The 4,424-nt window shown below is 70.0% G+C and carries 5 protein-coding genes; 4 read left to right on the top strand and 1 reads right to left on the bottom strand.

Annotation, left to right across the window (positions count from 1 at the left end):
• Nucleotides 1-345 precede the first annotated feature (345 nt).
• Together ABT300_RS41820 and ABT300_RS41815 are read left to right on the top strand one after the other, a co-directional pair.
• Nucleotides 346-972, top strand: a complete 627-nt coding sequence (locus ABT300_RS41820) for a class I SAM-dependent methyltransferase (protein WP_351687779.1) — start codon at nt 346-348, stop codon at nt 970-972.
• Between the two features lie 50 nt (nt 973-1,022).
• Entirely contained in the window at nt 1,023-1,967 is a 945-nt protein-coding gene (locus ABT300_RS41815) for a hypothetical protein (protein ID WP_351687777.1), read from the top strand.
• A gap of 70 nt (nt 1,968-2,037) precedes the next feature.
• Here ABT300_RS41815 and ABT300_RS41810 read toward each other — a convergent pair whose 3' ends face one another.
• Complete coding sequence (locus ABT300_RS41810) at nt 2,038-3,069, bottom strand: L,D-transpeptidase (RefSeq protein ID WP_351687775.1); 1,032 nt, start codon at nt 3,067-3,069, stop codon at nt 2,038-2,040.
• 335 nt (nt 3,070-3,404) lie between these two features.
• Between ABT300_RS41810 and ABT300_RS41805 the strand changes: the two genes are divergently transcribed.
• Together ABT300_RS41805 and infA are read left to right on the top strand one after the other, a co-directional pair.
• A complete protein-coding gene (locus ABT300_RS41805) occupies nt 3,405-4,196 on the top strand; it encodes a GNAT family N-acetyltransferase (RefSeq protein ID WP_351687773.1) in 792 nt (263 codons plus the stop codon).
• Nucleotides 4,193-4,417 (top strand): translation initiation factor IF-1, encoded by a 225-nt coding sequence (gene infA / locus ABT300_RS41800; RefSeq protein ID WP_057577150.1) that lies wholly within the window; start codon nt 4,193-4,195, stop codon nt 4,415-4,417. The genes ABT300_RS41805 and infA overlap by 4 nt, the downstream gene beginning before the upstream one ends.
• The last annotated feature ends 7 nt before the right edge of the window (nt 4,418-4,424 follow it).

Genomic DNA, 4,424 nt, shown 5'->3' with positions numbered 1-4,424 from the left:
GGCGGGAGCCGCCAGAGCGGTCGTGGCCCCCAGCGCCAGAGCCGCCACGGCCGCGGCGCCCAGCATGGAGTGAGTGAAGCGCATATTTCCCCCTTGTGATCTTACGAGTTGGTTACTCCTGCCTTATGTGACCAGCAGGCCATCTGGATGGTTGTGCCGGGTTAGCCGGACTTTTCGGCCATAACTAACCGAGCAATAGGCTGAATTGGGACGCAACCGAAGGCGCTTGCGGGAGCACGGGAGCACGGGGCCGCTCGTCGCGCGTCGGGTCGCCGAGCATGGAGGCGAGGAAGAAGAATGCGCGGCAGCACCGTTCTTCTCGATCCACCGGAAGGTACGCAGACCATGAGCAGCCAGGACGACCGTTGGGCGAAGCTGACAGGCGGGCAGGCCGGAGAGGAGTACGCCCGGCGGTTCGCGCGGCTGGCGGCATCGGGTCAGGACGTCCACGGCGAGGCCGCCTTCTGCGACGCGTTGCTGAAGCCTGCGGCCCGCGTACTCGACGCCGGCTGCGGCACCGGGCGGATCGCCGTCCGGCTGACCGAGCTGGGTCACCGCTGCACGGGCGTGGACGTCGACCGTTCGATGCTGGCCGTCGCCCGCCGCGACGCCCCCGGCCAGGAATGGCTCCACGGCGACCTGGCCCACCTGGACGGCCTCGGTCTGGAACCGGGCTTCGACCTGGCGCTCGCGGCAGGCAACGTCATCCCCCTGCTGGCTCCCGGCACCGAACCTGCTGTCGTACGGCAACTCGCCGCCGTCCTGCGTCCGGGCGGACTTCTGGTCACCGGGATGGGGTTGGACGCGGAGCACCTGCCGCTGCCGGAACCGACGGTGACACTGGAGGAGTTCGACGACTGGTGCACACAGGCAGGACTGACGCTGCGGCAGCGCTACGCCACCTGGTCCGGCGACCCCTACCGGCCGGGCGGCGGATACGCCGTCAGCGTGCACGCCCGCCCCCTCGCCTGAACGTGCGCCCTCCCGGCCCGGTGTCTCGTCCTGCGGCTAATCTGCCGTGTGTGGATCGACCCCTTCGCCCCCGGCAGATGATCACCCGGCTCGTCGACGGACGCATCTGCGCCTACGACCTTGCCGCAGGCGGCCAGGGTGCGCTGTCGCCGGTCCTGGTCTGCAGGCCTCCCGGCGACGAGGACGTCGTCGACCACGCCGTCACCGCCGATCTCGCGCGCGTCTACTGCACGACCCTCGACGCGGCCCTCTGCACCACGGCGGACGGGGCCGAGGTCTGGCGGTCGGGGTTCGAGCCGGCCTCGGACCAGCGGCACGGGCACCGGCCCGGTTGTCTGCTGTCGTCGGACGAACGCGTGCTGTGGGTGTACCGGCCCGACGCGATGGCCGGCCGCGACCGCCCCGACCAGTGGGTGGCCCTGGACGCCGGCACCGGGGAGGTGCGCGCCCAGGCCGATCTGCAGACCGTCGGGCACGCTGGGCAGCAACTGCTGCACCCGGCGGGCGAGGAGGTCCTCCTCGACGTGGGCGAGGGGCAGGACGGCTCGGTCATCCACCGTGCGTCGCTGGGCGCGGACGGTATGCGTCTCTTCGGCTATCCGTGGGCGGACCGGTGCCTCATCGACCTGTCGCCCGACGGACACCACTTCATGACCGTCCACCACGAACAGGCCGACGTCGCCGTCCACGCCTACCCCGACGGCGAGGTGAGGTTCGCCCTGTCCGTCGACGCCTTCGGACACGACCCCGAAGAGGTCTACGTGGAATGGAGCGGCGGTTACCTGGACCCGCACACCCTCATCGTGACCCTCGTCGGCGAGACCGAGGACGAGGAGGAGTGGTTCCGCCGCTACCGCGTGGACGCGCGCTCGGGCCAGGTGCGATCCGAGTTCGACGCGCGCACGGACAACCCCTACGACATCCGGCTCCTCGGAGACGGATCCTGGCTCACCACGCACGCCTCCGGCCACCCGATCCGCTGGACCGACGCATAGGGGCGTCCCCGTCCGATCCGGACCGGTCTCCCGCTCGAGCAGTTCGGCGGGAGACCCGGACGGCCGGTGTTCAGGCGCCGTTCGCGCTCGACGCGGAGGACGAAGCGGGTGCGGCGGCACGCACCACCGTCGTCCCCTCTCCGGAGCCGCTGCCGGCGAGCCACTGGTCCCATCCCAGGTTGAAGTCGGCGTACCCGTTGTCGGCCGAGGCCTTGGCACGCGGAGATCCGGTGATGGTGATCGGATCACCCTGCTTGACCTGGTCGTAGAACCACTTGGCGTCCGACAGCGACAGGTGGACGCAGCCGTGCGAGCCGCGGGCGCTGCCACTGCCCGGATTCGGGTCGCCGGTCGAGTAGTGCACGTAGGTGCCGGACTGCGTCAGGTGGACGTCCCAGGGGAGCGTCAGATCGTAGTAGTTGGGGCTGCCCTTGTCGCAGCTGATGCCGACGCTGCAGGAGGTCATGTGGACCTTCTCCTGCTTGTCGATGACGGCCATCGTGCCGTTCCACGTCGGATACTGGGCGCTGCCCGCGTTGATCGACAGGTTGCGCAGCGTGCTGCCGTTGCGGGTCACCTTCATGGTGTGGCCGGTCACCGAGACGTCCGCGCGCACGTCGTCGCCGATCTTGAAGGTGTGCGTGTAACTGCGCACGCCGAAGCGGCCGTTGCCGTTGCTGACGCCGTTCATGTCGGCGTCGATCTGCACGGTCGTGCCGGAGGGCCAGTACTCCTTCGGACGCCAGTCGGCGCGCTTGTCGCCGAACCAGTGCCAGGCCCCGACCACCGGTTGCGAGGTGCTCACCTTCATGTGCTTCTCGACCGCGGCCCGGGCCTTGGCCGCCACCGGATTGGTGAAGACGACCGAGATCGGCATGGCCACGCCGACGGTGGCTCCCGTCTGCGGGGTGATCGTCTCCAGCAGCATCGGCGGCCCGGCGGGCTTCGTCGGCGAGGGAGAGGCGCTCGCGCTCGGCTTTCCCGACGCCTTGGAGTCGCCTCCGCCCGCCTTGTCGCTGCCGCCCCCGCCGCAGGCACTCGCGCCCACCAGCACCACACCCGTGACCAGTGCGATCCCTATGCCGCCCTTGCGCCGTCCCACGACGTGCCCCGCTCTCTCGGTCCTCGGCCCTGACGGGCCCGACGCAGGGTGAGACAAACGCGGAGCGGTCCCCAGTTGCACGTGCCGCGTAAAACGTGTCCCAAGACTCGGCGGGCAGCGGGGCCGGAAGAAGGGGTCGTGATCGGCCGGGAAAAGGCTTTGAGCGAGGCGGAGCCACTCTGCTACTTTCGCGGTGGACCGTGAAATCGTCGTAGGGAGGTGAGACCCGTGAACACAGTTACCCATGGGTGCTCCCTCAACCCGTCACGGTCCGGCGGCTGACGTTCGGTGTCGCCAGGAGCGCCTGATCGGGGCACTTCTGGAGGGAGACTCCGATGAACACACAGCCTTTCACTCCTGCCCTGGGCGAGAACGCGGTGACGATCACGCGTGTCGCGGAACGCCACTGGCATGCACTGGATGACGACCTGGTGGTCGGACGCGGGCACGCGGGGCCCCGGCCCGACGGCCGCTTGTTCGTCAGCATCGACGCCTGGCACGACGCCGTCTTCGACCGGCTGGCCGAGGCCATGCTGGCGGAACTGCCGGCGCCGCTGTACACGGTGGTCGACGAGGCCGACGTCGAGCTGACCGCCCGCTGGCGGCGTGCCGGGTTCGTGATCCGCCGCCGCGAGTGGGAGTACCTCGTGCCCACCGATCCGCGGGTCACAGGGCTCGAGGCGGTCCTCCCGCCTGCGGGCGTCACGATCGTGCCCGCCGGGCAGGCGGACGCACGTCTGCTGCGGGAGGCGGACCGGGCGATCCGCGACGAGGTCGAGGCCACCGTGGGCTGGCAGTCGATGCCCGCGGAGGTCGTCCCGCACCCCGGAGGCGACACCGTCGGCGATCCGGCGAAGTACGCGGTGGCCGCGGCGCCGGACCGCTATCTGGGTCTGATCCGGGTGGTGACGGCGATCCGACCGCGCATCGGGCTGGTGGCGGTACGGGCCGGCGAGCAGCGCCGCGGCATCGCGCGGGCACTTCTGGCCCACGCGTTGGCGACGCAGCACCGCCTTGGCTTCGACGCCGCCTGGACCGAGGTCCACGAGTCCAACCAGGCGGCCTCGGCGCTGTTCGAGGGCGCCGGCGGCCGACCGGTGAGCAGCAACCTGGAGTTGGTCCGATGACGAAGAACAAGAACGTCATCGAAGTCGAGGGCAAGATCGTCGAGTGCCTTCGCAGCGCCATGTTCACCGTGGAGCTGGACAACGGTCACCAGGTGCTCGCGCACATCAGCGGGAAGATCCGCAAGAACTACATCAAGATCCTCCTGGAGGACCGGGTGCTGGTGGAGCTCCCGCCGTACGACCTGACGCGCGGTCGGATCGTGTTCCGGTACCGGAACTGACGGCGGC

The organism is Streptomyces sp. NPDC001027 (assembly GCF_040299045.1).
Classification (GTDB): Bacteria; Actinomycetota; Actinomycetes; order Streptomycetales; family Streptomycetaceae; genus Streptomyces.
This window is presented reverse-complemented; position numbering and strand designations above follow the sequence as displayed.